The organism is Saccharospirillum alexandrii, assembly GCF_004000275.1.
Taxonomy (GTDB): domain Bacteria; phylum Pseudomonadota; class Gammaproteobacteria; order Pseudomonadales; family Natronospirillaceae; genus Saccharospirillum; species Saccharospirillum alexandrii.
On record NZ_RCIP01000001.1, the window covers coordinates 346,068 to 359,800 of the forward strand.

12 protein-coding genes are annotated in these 13,733 nt (G+C 56.4%); 11 read left to right on the top strand and 1 reads right to left on the bottom strand.

The features are described from left to right. Positions 1-84: 84 nt before the first annotated feature. Positions 85-879, bottom strand: a complete 795-nt coding sequence (locus EP166_RS01675) for a cytochrome C assembly family protein (RefSeq protein WP_127555077.1) — start codon at positions 877-879, stop codon at positions 85-87. 175 nt (positions 880-1,054) lie between these two features. Between EP166_RS01675 and ffh the strand changes: the two genes are divergently transcribed. From ffh to EP166_RS01730, 11 genes are all read left to right on the top strand, one after another. Beyond that, a complete protein-coding gene (gene ffh, locus EP166_RS01680) occupies positions 1,055-2,464 on the top strand; it encodes a signal recognition particle protein (RefSeq protein ID WP_127556216.1) in 1,410 nt (469 codons plus the stop codon). A gap of 488 nt (positions 2,465-2,952) precedes the next feature. Next, entirely contained in the window at positions 2,953-3,204 is a 252-nt protein-coding gene (gene rpsP / locus EP166_RS01685; RefSeq protein ID WP_028669622.1) for a 30S ribosomal protein S16, read from the top strand. A 23-nt stretch (positions 3,205-3,227) separates the two neighbouring features. After that, positions 3,228-3,764, top strand: coding sequence for a ribosome maturation factor RimM (rimM, locus tag EP166_RS01690; RefSeq protein WP_127555078.1), 537 nt, complete (start codon positions 3,228-3,230; stop codon positions 3,762-3,764). Positions 3,765-3,793: 29 nt separating this feature from the next. Then, positions 3,794-4,579, top strand: coding sequence for a tRNA (guanosine(37)-N1)-methyltransferase TrmD (gene trmD, locus EP166_RS01695; protein WP_127555079.1), 786 nt, complete (start codon positions 3,794-3,796; stop codon positions 4,577-4,579). Continuing rightward, entirely contained in the window at positions 4,579-4,944 is a 366-nt protein-coding gene (rplS, locus tag EP166_RS01700) for a 50S ribosomal protein L19 (RefSeq protein WP_127555080.1), read from the top strand. Before trmD ends, rplS begins: the two co-directional genes overlap by 1 nt. Positions 4,945-5,200: 256 nt before the next feature. Continuing rightward, on the top strand, positions 5,201-6,499 hold the full coding sequence (locus EP166_RS01705; protein WP_127555081.1) for a homoserine dehydrogenase: 1,299 nt from the start codon (positions 5,201-5,203) through the stop codon (positions 6,497-6,499). A gap of 337 nt (positions 6,500-6,836) precedes the next feature. Continuing rightward, complete coding sequence (thrC, locus tag EP166_RS01710; protein ID WP_127555082.1) at positions 6,837-8,240, top strand: threonine synthase; 1,404 nt, start codon at positions 6,837-6,839, stop codon at positions 8,238-8,240. A gap of 5 nt (positions 8,241-8,245) precedes the next feature. Further along, on the top strand, positions 8,246-9,970 hold the full coding sequence (recJ, locus tag EP166_RS01715; RefSeq protein ID WP_127555083.1) for a single-stranded-DNA-specific exonuclease RecJ: 1,725 nt from the start codon (positions 8,246-8,248) through the stop codon (positions 9,968-9,970). A 376-nt stretch (positions 9,971-10,346) separates the two neighbouring features. Further along, positions 10,347-11,442 (top strand): peptide chain release factor 2 gene (prfB, locus tag EP166_RS01720; protein WP_127555084.1). Its coding sequence is split into 2 segments (ribosomal slippage): positions 10,347-10,418 and positions 10,420-11,442, totalling 1,095 coding nucleotides; the frame shifts between segments, so codons are not numbered across the junction. 81 nt (positions 11,443-11,523) lie between these two features. Beyond that, positions 11,524-13,026, top strand: coding sequence for a lysine--tRNA ligase (gene lysS, locus EP166_RS01725; RefSeq protein ID WP_127555085.1), 1,503 nt, complete (start codon positions 11,524-11,526; stop codon positions 13,024-13,026). Between the two features lie 13 nt (positions 13,027-13,039). Then, positions 13,040-13,504, top strand: coding sequence for a DNA binding protein (locus EP166_RS01730; RefSeq protein WP_127555086.1), 465 nt, complete (start codon positions 13,040-13,042; stop codon positions 13,502-13,504). Positions 13,505-13,733 lie beyond the last annotated feature (229 nt).

Sequence of the window (13,733 nt, forward strand, 5' to 3'; positions counted from 1 at the left end):
CCTAAATTACCGAATAAGTGTGCTTTTTAGCGGTGCGAGGGGTTCAGTGTCAAGGAATAACCGGAATTGGCGCACATTTTAACCCTACCCATAGCGGTGCAGCAGGTATTCCAGCACGAATTTGGAGCCGAAAAAGGCCAGCATCAGAAAAATGAAACCAAACACCGTAAGCTTGCTGGCCAGCGCACCACGCCAGCCGAGGTAAAAATGACCAAACAGCAGCACGGCAAAAAACAGCCAGGCGACAAAGGTGAGCACGGTTTTGTGCACCAGATCCTGGGTCAGCAGATTATCAACAAAGAGCCCGCCAGAGATCATCGCTGCGGTTAGCAGGATAAAGCCGATCATCAGCCATTCGAACAGCAAGCGCTCCATGGTCTGTAAGGGCGGCAGAAACCGGTTCAGCCGGCCACTCAGGTGATGCTCGTGTAACTGGCGGTTTTGAATGCCCAGCAGGAGGGCGATCAGGGTGGCAATGGTGATGACGCTGTAAGCCAGCATGGACAGAAAGACATGCAATACCACGCCCGGTTGATAAAGCCTGGGCGCAAATTCCTGCGGCGTTACTGCAACAACGATCATGATCAGGGCGGCGGCCGGCAATACAAAGGCAAAGAAGCTGTGCAACGGCTTGGACCAGCCACTGATCAGCAGAACCGTCACAATGAAAAATGTAATGACCGAGGCCGCGTTGGTCAGGCTGATTTGCAGCGCTCCGAGCACAATGACTTCGGACGCCAGCGTCGACAGATGAGCAAGAACCGCCACAACGGCAGGCCAGAATACCCAGGCCCGGGGTGGCAGCTCCACCCGATAAAGGCCACGCAGGGCGATGGCGCCACTGAAGATGTATCCCAAGACGGCAAGCCAGATCAGCATTCGGGTTCCTTGAATCGGGTAGTTTGGGGTTCGACCGGGGTCGGGTGGCTGAGTGTCGCATAAATGATAGCGATTCCCAACCGGACTGCACGCTCAGGGTGGTCGAAAAGCCATCATAGAGACGAGCGCGCCGCACTGTTATACTGCCCCGATTCTCACTTGCACGGAAGTCATGATGTTTAAAAGCCTGTCCGAACGTCTGTCCCAGACGCTGAAACAGATCTCCGGTCAGTCCAAACTGACGGAAGACAACATCAAGGCCACCTTGCGCGAAGTGCGCATGGCCTTGCTGGAAGCCGATGTCGCCTTGCCGGTCGTCAAAGCCTTTATTGACCGGGTGCGTGATCGCGCCGTTGGTCAGGAAGTCAGCAACGCCCTTAACCCGGGGCAGCAGTTCCTGAAAGTTGTCCAGTCTGAACTGGTCGAGGTGATGGGCGCTCAGGGCGAGCCACTTGATCTGAACACCCAACCACCGGCCGTGATTTTGATGGCGGGTCTGCAAGGGGCCGGTAAAACCACGACCGTTGCCAAACTGGCGCGTTATCTGATCGAGCGTGATAAGAAAAAGGTCATGGTGGTTTCGGCCGACGTTTACCGCCCGGCGGCGATTAAACAGCTCGAAACCCTGGCCGGTGAAGTCGGCGCCGTGTTTTTCCCGAGTGATGTGTCTCAAAAACCGGTGGCCATCGCCGAAGCCGCCATCGCAGCGGCGCGCAAACAGTACATAGATGTCGTTCTTGTGGATACCGCCGGTCGATTGGCGATCGATGAAGCCATGATGGCCGAGATTCAGTCGCTGCATAAGGCCATCAACCCGATAGAAACCCTGTTCGTGGTTGACGCCATGACCGGTCAGGATGCCGCCAATACCGCCAAGGCCTTCAACGAGGCTTTGCCGCTGACCGGTGTTGTGCTGTCCAAGGCCGACGGCGATGCCCGGGGTGGTGCGGCGCTTTCGGTGCGACACATTACCGGCAAGCCGATCAAGTTCATGGGTATGGGCGAAAAAACCGATGCCCTTGAAGCCTTTCACCCCGATCGGGTTGCCTCGCGCATTCTCGACATGGGCGACGTGCTTTCGCTGATTGAAGAAGTCGAGCGTAAGGTCGATAAAGGCAAGGCTGAACAGCTGGCAGCCAAGCTGAAAAAAGGCAAAGGCTTTGATTTGGCCGATTTCCGCGACCAACTGCGCCAGATGGACAGCATGGGCGGACTGATGGGCATGGTCGACAAACTGCCGGGGATGGGCCAGATGGGCCAGGCGGCCAGCCAGATGCAAGGCGCCGAGAAGCAATTCAAGCAAATGGGAGCCATCATCGATTCGATGACTCCGGCCGAACGCCATTTCCCCGACAAGATCAATGGCTCGCGTAAGCGCCGCATCGCCATGGGTTCTGGCACCCAGATTCAGGACATCAACCGCTTGCTGAAGCAGCACAAACAGATGTCCAAGATGATGAAGAAGGTCGGCAAGAAAGGCGGCATGTCCAAGATGATGCGTGGCATGGGCGGCATGATGGGCGGCGGCGGTGGCCTTCCGCCAGGTGGTTTCCCGGGCGGTGGCGGACGCGGCCCCTTCGGCTGATAGGGGAATCCATCTAGCTCAAGTTTCGGAGTTCGCCGGAGAACCGAGCAGCGGGTGCCGGGGTAGCCCTTGTGGGGAAGTCCGCAACATGGACTAAAACGCCAGGAGCGTTTTAGCATGAGCGCAGCGAGCCCGAAGGGTGAATCCCATGGAGGGGATTCATATTATGCGGTCTAGGCCCCACGGACGGGTTCACGCCGACCCCACAAGGGCTACCCCGGTACCCGGTGCGGGCCCAAGCCACCCAGCCAACCCGAACTCCGAAACTTGGGCATCCGCGCCCGACATACCCCTTACGACTTGATTTACAGCCCCTAATACGTATACTTTCGCGGCCTTGAAAACCGGGGTGGGCCCGGTTTTCGGTATAACTTTGGGTTAGTGAGCCCGTGTTTCAGCTTGCTGAAGCCGGTTCATGATCAGGGGTAACCCCTCTGAAGATCCAAAACGGCAGGTGATTTCAAAGCTTGCCCAGACAGGAGGACGCGATGGTAGTCATTAGACTCTCACGTGGCGGTTCTAAGAAGCGCCCGTTTTATCATATTTCCGTAGCCGACAGCCGTAATGCCCGTGACGGGCGTTTTATCGAGCGTGTTGGTTTCTTTAACCCGGTCGCCCGTGGTCAGGAAGAGCGCTTGCGCGTTTCTCTGGATCGCGTCGAATACTGGGCCAGCAAGGGTGCGCAGACTTCTGACCGTGTCGCCCAGCTGCTTAAAGAGTACCGGAAAGCCCAAGGCTGATCCGTCCAGTCAAGGGTTGATGTATGACGCCGGAAAAACCGGAAGAAATGATCGTGCTGGGCCGGGTTTCCTCGGTATACGGTATTCAGGGCTGGGTGAAAATCTACTCCTATACCGAACCGATGGACCGGATTCTGGATTACGGTCACTGGTTGCTCAATATGAACGGCCGCTGGACACCGATTACCGTTGATAAGGGGCGCAGTCACGGCAAGGGCATGGTGGCACACTTTGAAGGGTGTGATGACCGTGACCAGGCCAAGCAGTACTGCGGTGCCGATATCGGGGTAACAAGTGATCAATTGCCGACGCTACCTGACGACGAGTTCTACTGGTATCAACTGGAAGGCTTGCGCGTTGTGAATGAGCAAGGTGTCGTACTGGGTAAAGTGGATCATATGATGAGTGCGGGGGCCAGCAACGATGTGTTGGTGGTCAGTGGCAGTGCCGACAGTATTGACCGTCAGCAACGCCTGATTCCGTACGTACCGGATATCTATATCAAAGACGTCGACCTTGAAGCGGGTCAGATTCGAGTTGATTGGGATCCGGAGTTTTGACAATACCGTCAGAGGATGAGCGGGCCGAGATGGCTGTTCAACCTGAGCACAAGCAGTGGTTCGGTGTGGTGAGTCTGTTTCCGGACATGTTCGAGTCCTTTTTGGACCAGGGCGTGATCGGGCGGGCGGCCAAACAGGGGTTGATTGATGTCGGGTTCTGGAACCCGCGCGATTACACCCACGACAAGCACCGTACCGTGGACGACCGACCCTTCGGGGGCGGGCCTGGCATGCTGATGAAGGTGCAACCCCTACGGGATGCGATTCAGGCAGCGAAAGCCGCCAGCGGCAACCAGGCCAGGGTGATCTATTTGTCGCCTCAGGGCAGACGACTGGATCAGGCCGGCGTACAGAGCTTGGCGCGGCATCGGCACATGATATTCGTTTGCGGCCGTTATGAAGGCATCGACGAACGTGTGATCGAGACCGAAGTGGATGAAGAATGGTCGTTGGGTGACTTTGTGCTCAGCGGTGGTGAGTTGGCCGCCATGGCGTTTATCGATGCCATTGGCCGGCAGGTTCCCGGCGTACTGGGGCATGAGGCATCGGCGGTTGAAGATTCATTCACCGATGGATTGCTGGACTGTCCACATTACACACGACCTGAAGTACTGGATGGAATGAGTGTGCCGGAGGTACTGCTCAGTGGTCACCACGATAACATTCGTCGGTGGCGGCTTAAGCAGGCACTGGGGCGCACTTGGCAACGTAGATCAGACCTGTTGGCTGACCGGGAAATGACCGCAGAACAGCAGGCGCTTTTGGACGAGTATCTCAATGAGCAGAACTCGCGCAATGGATCAGGAGCGATTTGATGAGCAATAAAAATTTGATTATTCAGCAGCTCGAAGCTGAACAGATGAACAAAGAAATCCCTGCCTTCGGCCCGGGTGATACCGTGGTTGTGCAGGTTAAGGTTAAAGAAGGCGAGCGTGAGCGTTTGCAGGCCTTTGAAGGCGTCGTGATCGGCAAGCGTAACCGCGGGCTGAACTCAGCTTTCACGGTTCGTAAAATCTCCAGCGGCGTTGGTGTTGAGCGGACCTTCCAGTCCTTCTCACCGGTTGTAGACAGTGTGGAAGTCAAGCGTCGTGGTGACGTGCGTCAGGCCAAGCTGTACTACTTGCGTGAGCGTTCAGGTAAGTCTGCACGCATCAAGGAAAAAATCGATCACAAGCGTTAATACGCCGAGCGATTATCGCTCTGTGACGATCTTGAAAAGGCAGCCTCGGCTGCCTTTTTTATTGGCGTCGCGGATGCGTCTGAGCGCGTGAAACAGCCTGTTGCGAAAATATCACGGTCGCGGGAGCCAAAGTCCGCGTTTGACGCGGGTTTCGCGTTGACACCCAGCGGCGTGCTCAGTATGTTTTGAACTCCCTACCGTACGGTCGGCGTTTGCCCGGCCGTTGTTGGATTCCAGTCAGTTAATGAGGTCAGTTTTGAAATCAGTCAATGTGGGATTATGCGGTCTCGGCACCGTAGGCAGTGGTACTTTCAACGTCATGCAGCGCAACCTCGAAGACATTGCGCGCCGTGCCGGAAAGCCTGTGCGAATTACCCACGTTGGTGCCCGTCGGGATAATCCGGCCTGTCACCTGGGCAGCGTCAAGGTATCGCGCGATATCTTCGATGTTGCACGGGACCCGGATATTCATATCCTGGTGGAACTGATCGGCGGCAACGATGTCGCCAAAGAACTGGTGTTAGAAGCCATTAAACATGGCAAGCACGTCGTTACCGCCAACAAATCAATGATTGCGATACACGGCAACGAGATTTTCAAGGCCGCCGAAGCCCAGGGCGTGGTGGTGACCTATGAAGCGGCCGTTGCCGGCGGCATCCCGATCATCAAGGGTATTCGCGAGGGCCTGGTCGCCAACGACATCAAATGGCTGGCTGGCATCATCAACGGCACCGGTAACTTCATCCTGACCGAAATGCAGGAAAAGGGCCGTGCCTTTGATGACGTCCTGAAAGAAGCGCAGGCGCTGGGCTATGCCGAGGCCGACCCGACCTTTGATGTAGAAGGCATCGATGCGGCTCACAAACTGACCATTCTCGCGTCCATTGCCTTCGGCATTCCGCTGCAGTTCGATAAGGTCTATACCGAGGGTATTACCAAAATTACCCGGGAAGACGTTCAATACGCAGAAGAGTTGGGGTACCGCATCAAGCATCTGGGCTTTACCCGAAAAACCAATGAAGGTGTCGAACTGCGGGTGCACCCAACCCTGGTGCCCTCCAAGCGGCTGCTGGCCAATGTGAATGGCGTATTAAATGCGGTACTGGTGGAAGGCGATGCGGTTGGGCCAACCATGTATTACGGCCCCGGCGCTGGTTCGGAAGCGACCGCCTCGTCCGTGATTGCGGATATCGTCGACATCGCCCGTGAAATCGACAACGCCGGTAACGTGCCGCACCTGGGTTACAGCTCTGAAACGGAGAACATGCCGGTATTGCCGGTCAGTGAGATTGTCACTGCTTATTACCTGCGTATTTCTGTGAAGGATGAGATCGGCCAGATGGCCAACATCGCGCGCATCATGAGCGAGAAGGGTATCAACATCGAGGCCATCATCCAGAAAGAGCCGGAAGATGAATCGGATGTCGTGCCACTTATTCTTCTGACGCACCCGGTACGTGAGCATAGGATGGACGATGCCATCAGTGCCATGCAGGCGCTGGAGTCGGTCACCAAACCGATCGTTCGCATTCGTGTTGAACAGTTGGATGGCTAAATTGGTTTTATAGCCCAAGTTTCGGAGTTTGGTTGTCCATTGGTGCCATGAGTCCGTGTCAGGCACCGGGGGTACCTATCCGGGGTCGGGCGGAATGCCGCCCACTCAACCCATCCATGGGGCCTAGACTGCAGGATATGAATCCCATCCATGGGATTCACCCTTCGGGCTCGCTGAGCTCGTGCTAAAATGCTCCTGGCATTTTAGTCCCTGCTGCAGACTACCCCGGATAGGTACCCCCGGCACCTGACACTCAATTGGTTGCCAACTGTGAAACTTGAGTTGAACACCCGTCGGGCCTGTACCCGGCAGAACCCTTTCTAACGAGACTTGATTCGTGAAATACATCAGCACACGGGGCCAGGCCCCAACCCTGGGTTTTGAAGATGTTTTGTTAACCGGCCTGGCTTCAGACGGTGGCCTTTACGTGCCGGAAACTTTGCCCGAGTACTCACTGGACGAGATTCGCCAATGGCGCGGCCTGCCGTATCACGAACTGGCTTTTCACATCATCAAGCCCTTTGTCGATGGCGCCATCGCCGACGACGAACTGGCGGCCATGCTGAAGGACACCTACAGCGTGTTTGGCCACAAGGCCATTGCGCCGCTGACCCAGCTGGACCACAACGAGTACGTGCTGGAGCTGTTTCAGGGGCCGACCCTGGCGTTCAAGGACTTTGCTTTGCAGCTGCTCGGGCGCATGCTTGACCATGTGCTCGAAAAGCGTGGCGAGAAAGTCGTCATCATGGGTGCGACCTCAGGTGATACCGGCTCGGCAGCCATTGAGGGCTGCAAGCGCTGCAGCAATATCGATATTTTCATCCTGCACCCCCACAACCGCGTCTCCGATGTGCAGCGCCGCCAGATGACCACCATTACCGGCGACAACATTTACAACCTGGCTGTTGACGGCAATTTTGACGATTGCCAGAGCATGGTCAAAGCCAGCTTTGGGGATCAATCCTTCCTGCGCGGCGAGCGCCGCCTGGTTGCGGTTAACTCGATCAACTGGGCACGCATCATGGCCCAGATCGTTTACTACTTTTACGCCTCGTTGAACCTGGGTGGGCCAGACCGCTCCATGGCGTTCTCAGTACCGACCGGAAACTTTGGCGACATCTTCGCCGGCTATCTCGCGCGCAAGATGGGGCTGCCGATCAGCCAGTTGATCGTCGCCACCAACCAGAACGACATCCTGCACCGGGTGATGAGCAACAACGTTTACGAAAAGCACCCGCTGGCGCATACCCTGTCTCCATCCATGGATATTGTGGTATCGAGCAACTTCGAACGCCTGTTGTTTGACCTCTACGATCGGGACGGTGCCGTTCTGGCCGACCTGATGAACAAGATGAACACCGAGACCGTCACCCTGGACGAAACCCGCCTGGCCAAAGCCCGTGAAGTGTTCGACAGCTACGGCGTAGACGATGCCGTCACGGTCAGCACCATCAAGCAGGTCTTCGAAGAAACCGGCTATTTGCTTGATCCGCACACCGCCATCGGCGTAAAAGCCGCCCGGGAAACCCGGCGCAGTGCCATCGACCCGATGATCACCCTGGGCACCGCCCATCCGGTGAAGTTTGCCGATGCGGTGAAACAGGCTGGCCTGACATCACCAGAATTACCGCACCACCTAACCGACCTGTTCGACCGGCCGGAGCGCTATGACGTTCTGCCCAACGAGCTCGGCCGGGTTCAGGCCTATGTCGCCAACGCCGTCTTCGGCGAGGGTAGCTGAGCGGCGTGGCCGCTCCGTTTCCCAAACTTCAAGCCCGACCCGTTCCTGACGGAGCCGTCGTCGCTGAGCAGCCGTTGCTGGATCGGATCTACCGGTCTCGCGGTGTGCGCTCACCGCAGGAACTGGACTCATCCCTGCAGCATTTGTTGCCATGGCAGACGATGAAAGGGATTGAGCCGGCAGTTGAGCTGTTGATCAAGGCGCTGGATGACCGTCAGCGCATTCTGGTGATCGGCGATTACGACGTCGACGGCGCTACCAGTACAGCTCTTGTCGTTCAGATATTGCGAGCCCTCGGCGCCCAGGTGGATTACCTGCTGCCCAATCGTTTCGAGTACGGTTACGGCCTTTCGGCTGCCATCGTAGAGCAGGCGCTGACGCGCTCTCCCGACCTGATCATCACCGTTGACAACGGCATCGCAAGCCTGGATGGCGTCGCAGCGGCGCAGGCCGCTGGCGTTGCCGTGCTCATTACGGACCATCACTTACCAGGTGCCGACCTGCCACCGGCTGAGGCCATTGTTAACCCCAACCAGCCAGGCTGCGACTTTGCCAGTAAAGCCGCCTGCGGCTGCACGGTGGCGTTTTACCTGATGATTGCCTTGCGCGCTGAGCTGCGCGACCGTGGCTGGTTCGAGCAACAGTCGGTTCAACCGCCCAACCTGGCCCAATGGCTGGATCTGGTGGCCCTGGCTACCGTCGCCGATGTCGTACCGCTCGACGCTAACAATCGCCGCCTGGTAAACCAGGGCCTGGGTCGAATCCGCGCCGGTCAGTCCCGACCGGGCATTCAGGCTCTGTTTGAAGTCGCCGGGCGAGAATGGCAAAGGGCGCAGGCGTCCGACTTTGGCTTTGTCGTCGGACCCCGGCTCAACGCAGCTGGCCGCCTTGATGATATGGCCATTGGTGTGCGCTGCTTGCTGACCAATAACCCGGGAGAAGCACGCCAGCTGGCGGCACAATTGGAAGACCTGAACCGCGAGCGCAGGGCTATAGAGCGCTCCATGGTGGTCGAAGCCCAACGAACACTGGAACAGATCAGCGATTTACCACCCCGCAACGGCCATGTTCTGTACCAGGCCGACTGGCATGAAGGGGTGATCGGCATTTTGGCCTCCCGCATCAAGGACCAAACCCACCGACCCGTCATCGCACTGGCCGGCTCTGATAACGGCCGACTGAAAGGCTCGGCCCGCTCCATTCCCGGCTTTCACCTTCGCGACGCCCTCGACTGGATCGCCAAGCAAGACCCTGAACTGCTGATTACCTTCGGCGGCCACGCCATGGCAGCCGGCCTGACGCTTTCCGAGGGCAATGAGGGACGATTGCAACACTGGTTCGAACAGGCGGTTCAGACACTGTGCGAGCCCGAAGCCCTGCAGCCAACGGTTATGACGGATGGCGAGCTCAGCGCCAAAGAACGCGATTTGGGTACGGCCCTGGCTCTGGAACAGGCCGGTCCGTTCGGACAGGGCTTTCCGGCACCGGTTTTTCAGGGTGAATTCTGGATTGAGCAGCAAAAAATCGTCGGTGAACGGCATTTAAAACTGAGTTTGTCGGATAAGGAAGGCCAAAGCATTGAGGCCATCGCTTTTAATATTGATATTGATGTCTGGCCAACGCAAAACAGGGCTTTATCTGGTATTTATCAATTATCCTGTAATCGATTCAGGGGTCGGGAAACCGTGCAGCTTATATTTGATGCAATAAAACCTCTTGAGACGATATAGGCTGTTATTAACAGCTATTAAAACCTGACAGTATTCCAACATTGAATTCACTGAGACAGGCGTTACCACCTTAGCAAGTGGTGGTTGACGGGTAGGCTTGTGCGGGGGAGTCCGCAGCATGGATGCTGCGGTCTAGGCCCCATGGACGGGTTAACGCCGACCCCGCACAATCCTACCCGGCGGACAGCACGAACCCTAGGCAGTACAGCAAACCCAGCCACCAAAGCCGCGCCACAAAATCGGCCAAAGCCACTTAAGCATTGTTTTTTAAAAGGTTATTGGGATATCACTACCCCCGGCATATCAATTTCGTTAAAATGCGCGCCCCGCTAAATTTCATGGGTTTGTACGATCAAGACACGAACAGGAGCGGTACGTGGAAATTAATCCGATTAAAGAACAGATAAAAGACCTCAAAGCGCGCACCGACGTGCTTAGGGGGTATCTTTGACTTCGACCAGAAGATAGAACAACTGGCAGAAGTTGAACGGGAACTGGCTGAACCGAATGTCTGGAACGACCCGGAACGGGCGCAGGCACTGGGGCAGGAGCGCAGCTCCCTGGAAACCATTGTTAAAACACTGACCAACCTGATCGACGGTGTTCGCGACGCGGCCGATTTACTGGAAATGGCCGACGCAGAAGACGACGAAGGGACTGTCAACGAGGTGATCGCCGACCTGGACGGCCTCGACGCCCAGTTGGCCAAGCTTGAATTCCGCCGCATGTTCAGCGGTGAAATGGACCCGGCCAATGCCTATGTTGATATTCAGGCCGGTTCCGGCGGCACCGAAGCCCAGGACTGGGCTGAAATGCTGCTGCGCATGTACTTGCGCTGGGGCGAAGAGAAAGGCTTCAAAACCGAACTGATGGAAGCATCGGCAGGCGAAGTGGCCGGCATTAAATCAGCCACCGTTCGCTTTGAAGGCGAATACGCCTTCGGCTGGTTGCGCACTGAGACCGGTGTACATCGCCTGGTCCGTAAATCGCCGTTTGATTCGGGCAACCGTCGCCATACCTCGTTTTCATCCGTGTTCGTATCGCCCGAAGTCGACGATGACATCGAAATCGACATCAACCCGGCCGATTTGCGCATCGACGTCTACCGAGCCTCGGGTGCCGGCGGCCAGCACGTGAACCGGACCGAATCGGCCGTGCGGATTACCCACAACCCGACTGGCATCGTTACCCAGTGTCAGAATGACCGTTCCCAGCACAAGAATAAAGACCAGGCCATGAAAATGCTCAAGGCCAAACTGTACGAGTTCGAAATGCAAAAACGGAACGAAGCGGCACAGGCGGTTGAAGACTCCAAGTCAGACATCGGCTGGGGCAGCCAGATTCGCTCCTACGTGCTGGATGATTCACGCATCAAGGATCTGCGTACCGGCGTTGAGACGCGCAATACCCAGGCCGTGCTCGAAGGCGGGCTAGACCCATTCATCGAAGCCTCGCTGAAAAAAGGCCTTTAAGCCTGGCCAGCTCGGCTTTGGCCGGGCACCGATTAATCCGCAGCCGCCGAGAGCGGCTGAGCAACACTGGACAGACTGTATATGACCGACAAGCACACCGACCACGATGAAAACCACATCATCACCGAGCGCAAGCAAAAGCTCGCGACCCTCGCCGAGAGCCGCCCACAGGCGTTCCCGAACGACTTCAAACGCGACCAGATGGCCGGTGACCTCCAGGCGCAGTACGGCGAGCTGGAAAAAGAAGCCATTGTCGATCTGAAGGTTGAAGTCAGCGTTGCCGGCCGGGTCATGCGCCGGGGCGGCCCCTTTGTCGGTTTGCGTGACGTCAGCGGTCGCATTCAGTTTTACCTCGGCAAAGCCCTGCAGAAAGAAAGCACAGACTGGCAACTGCTGGATATCGGCGACATCGTCGGTGTGCGTGGCACCCTGTCCAAATCGGGAAAGGGTGAGCTGTACGTCGAAGTAACCAGCATTGACGACATGGTGCTGCTGACCAAATCACTGCGCCCGCTGCCCGATAAATTCCACGGACTGTCCGATCAGGAAATGAAGTATCGCCAGCGTTATGTTGACCTGATCACCAGCGATGACACGCGCCGGACCTTCCAGATTCGCGCCGGCATCATCAATGGCATTCGTCGCTACCTGTCGGATCGTGACTTCATGGAAGTCGAAACACCCATGCTGCAGGTGATTCCCGGTGGCGCCACGGCACGGCCGTTCACCACCCACCACAACGCCATGGACATCGACATGTACCTGCGTGTGGCGCCAGAGCTGTATTTGAAGCGGTTGGTTGTAGGCGGCTTCGAAAAAGTCTTCGAAATTAACCGGAACTTTCGCAACGAAGGCGTATCCACCCGGCACAACCCGGAATTCACCATGCTGGAATGGTACCAGGCCTACGCGGACTACCATCAACTGATGGACCTGACCGAAGACATGTTGCGCACTCTGGCGCGCGACGTGCTGGGCACGACCGAACTGGTGTACCAGGGCGAAACCTTTGATCTCGGCCAGCCGTTTGAACGGGTGACCATGTTCGATGCCATTCTTAAGTACAACCCAACCTTGTCCGCAGCCGATATCGATACCCGCGAGGCAGCCACTGCAGTGGCATCCGGTTTGGGCATTCAGGTAAAAGACAACTGGGGCCTGGGTCGCATTCAGACTGAGATTTTTGAAGAAACGGTCGAGGAAAAGCTGCGTAACCCGGTCTTTATTACCGCCTACCCGGCAGAAATCTCACCCCTGGCGCGTCGTAACGACGACAACCCCGAGGTGACCGACCGTTTTGAATTCTTCATCGGTGGTCGCGAGATCGCCAACGGCTTCTCGGAGCTGAACGACCCGATTGACCAGGCCGAGCGCTTTAAAGCCCAGGTCGCCGAGAAAGACGCCGGTGACGATGAAGCCATGTTTTACGATGAAGACTACATCAATGCGCTCGAATACGGCCTGCCGCCAACGGCCGGCGAGGGCATCGGCATTGACCGGTTGGTGATGTACTTCACCGACTCACCGTCGATCAAGGACGTTATTCTCTTCCCCCATATGAAACCTCGCCAGTCGGGCGAGTGAACAGGAGCTCAGCATGTTTGACCAGGATCTGGATCTGAAGATCAAAGAACACGAAGAGAAAATCGAAGAACTGCGTCAGTTGAAGGAGGCGCAAGCCAAGCGCCAGGAAGGGTATGACCTGTACCATGAACAGGTGCGTAACCTCTTCGATGAGTATGGCATTTCCGAGTACGATATTTTCGATGTTCGTGCCAAGGCCATCGTCGACTGGTTGAAAGCCCATGGCAAGAAAGCCGACAAGCCTGCTTTCTTTGAGGAGCTGCAAAGCTACTTTGGGCGCCAGAGTGGCAGCAAAGGCTCACGCAAGGCTGCCAAACCCGCCAAATCGACCGGTCCTAAGCTGGAGATCGGTGTGTATGTGCATCCGAACACGGGTGAGCGCATCGAGAAGAAGCGTCGTAACCCCAAAACTCTGGATGAGTGGATCGAAGCGTTTGGCATTGAAGAAGTCGCTCAGTGGCGGGAAGCCACTGAATAAGATGTAATGATTGAAACAGCCGACCTAAGGTCGGCTTTTTTTTGGCTGTCGATTAGCCCCTGAATGGCTGGCAATGCACGCTGGAAAGACACACTTAAACGACATTTGGATGACAATTTACAAAAAGACACAATATAAGAAGTCGGCGCATCTTGATGACTTTTGAAAAAGGGTTTAGGCGATATATCCCCAGTCGTGAAAACCAGCGCTTGCAGCCCTCAATTCTTGT

Excerpts from the sequence above, each read along its gene's own strand:
- EP166_RS01675 (WP_127555077.1), bottom strand. The coding sequence starts at position 879 with ATGCTGATCTGGCTTGCCGTCTTGGGATACATCTTCAGTGGCGCCATC.
- ffh (WP_127556216.1), top strand. The coding sequence starts at position 1,055 with ATGTTTAAAAGCCTGTCCGAACGTCTGTCCCAGACGCTGAAACAGATC.
- rpsP (WP_028669622.1), top strand. The coding sequence starts at position 2,953 with ATGGTAGTCATTAGACTCTCACGTGGCGGTTCTAAGAAGCGCCCGTTT.
- rimM (WP_127555078.1), top strand. The coding sequence starts at position 3,228 with ATGACGCCGGAAAAACCGGAAGAAATGATCGTGCTGGGCCGGGTTTCC.
- trmD (WP_127555079.1), top strand. The coding sequence starts at position 3,794 with ATGGCTGTTCAACCTGAGCACAAGCAGTGGTTCGGTGTGGTGAGTCTG.
- rplS (WP_127555080.1), top strand. The coding sequence starts at position 4,579 with ATGAGCAATAAAAATTTGATTATTCAGCAGCTCGAAGCTGAACAGATG.
- lysS (WP_127555085.1), top strand. The coding sequence starts at position 11,524 with ATGACCGACAAGCACACCGACCACGATGAAAACCACATCATCACCGAG.
- EP166_RS01730 (WP_127555086.1), top strand. The coding sequence starts at position 13,040 with ATGTTTGACCAGGATCTGGATCTGAAGATCAAAGAACACGAAGAGAAA.